The 1,634-nt window shown below is 54.7% G+C and carries 1 rRNA gene (only partly in view); it reads right to left on the bottom strand.

From position 1 onward, the window contains the following. Positions 1-19 precede the first annotated feature (19 nt). Positions 20-1,634: ribosomal RNA gene (locus tag H7K56_RS23100) — 23S ribosomal RNA — on the bottom strand (its annotated part continues 656 nt past the right edge of the window); the annotation flags it as partial.

Here is a 1,634-nt window from a genome sequence, read left to right as displayed (position 1 = left end):
AAAACGCCTCTGGCGTTGTAAGGTTAAGCCTCACGGGTCATTAGTACCGGTTAGCTCAACGCATCGCTGCGCTTACACACCCGGCCTATCAACGTCGTCGTCTTCAACGTCCCTTCAGGACCCTTAAAGGGTCAGGGAGAACTCATCTCGGGGCAAGTTTCGTGCTTAGATGCTTTCAGCACTTATCTCTTCCGCACTTAGCTACCGGGCAGTGCCATTGGCATGACAACCCGAACACCAGCGGTGCGTTCACTCCGGTCCTCTCGTACTAGGAGCAACCCCCCTCAATTCTCCAGCGCCCACGGCAGATAGGGACCGAACTGTCTCACGACGTTCTAAACCCAGCTCGCGTACCACTTTAAACGGCGAACAGCCGTACCCTTGGGACCTACTTCAGCCCCAGGATGTGATGAGCCGACATCGAGGTGCCAAACACCGCCGTCGATATGAACTCTTGGGCGGTATCAGCCTGTTATCCCCGGAGTACCTTTTATCCGTTGAGCGATGGCCCTTCCATTCAGAACCACCGGATCACTATGACCTGCTTTCGCACCTGCTCGAGCCGTCACTCTCGCAGTCAAGCTGGCTTATGCCATTGCACTAACCTCCTGATGTCCGACCAGGATTAGCCAACCTTCGTGCTCCTCCGTTACGCTTTGGGAGGAGACCGCCCCAGTCAAACTACCCACCAGACACTGTCCGCAGCCCGGATCACGGGCCTACGTTAGAACATCAAACATTAAAGGGTGGTATTTCAAGGTTGGCTCCACGCAGACTGGCGTCCACGCTTCAAAGCCTCCCACCTATCCTACACATCAAGGCTCAATGTTCAGTGTCAAGCTATAGTAAAGGTTCACGGGGTCTTTCCGTCTTGCCGCGGGTACACTGCATCTTCACAGCGATTTCAATTTCACTGAGTCTCGGGTGGAGACAGCCTGGCCATCATTACGCCATTCGTGCAGGTCGGAACTTACCCGACAAGGAATTTCGCTACCTTAGGACCGTTATAGTTACGGCCGCCGTTTACCGGGGCTTCGATCAAGAGCTTCTCCTTGCGGATAACCCCATCAATTAACCTTCCGGCACCGGGCAGGCGTCACACCGTATACGTCCACTTTCGTGTTTGCACAGTGCTGTGTTTTTAATAAACAGTTGCAGCCAGCTGGTATCTTCGACTGGCCTCGGCTCCGGGAGCAAGTCCCTTCACCTACGCGCCAGCGTGCCTTCTCCCGAAGTTACGGCACCATTTTGCCTAGTTCCTTCACCCGAGTTCTCTCAAGCGCCTTGGTATTCTCTACCTGACCACCTGTGTCGGTTTGGGGTACGATTTCGTGTTACCTGGAGCTTAGAGGCTTTTCCTGGAAGCAGGGCATCAGTTACTTCACCGCCGTAGCGGCTCGTCATCACGCCTCAGTGTTAAAGAAGACCGGATTTGCCTGGTCTTCACACCTGCACGCTTAAACCGGGACAACCGTCGCCCGGATAACCTAGCCTTCTCCGTCCCCCCTTCGCAGTAACACCAAGTACAGGAATATTAACCTGTTTCCCATCGACTACGCTTTTCAGCCTCGCCTTAGGGGTCGACTCACCCTGCCCCGATTAACGTTGGACAGGAACCCTTGGTCTTCCGGCGA

Origin of the sequence: Pantoea dispersa (assembly GCF_014155765.1) — a bacterium.
In the GTDB taxonomy this organism is placed as follows: domain Bacteria; phylum Pseudomonadota; class Gammaproteobacteria; order Enterobacterales; family Enterobacteriaceae; genus Pantoea; species Pantoea dispersa.
The sequence above is the reverse complement of the archived record's forward strand: the minus strand, read 5'-3'. Positions and strand labels throughout refer to the sequence as shown.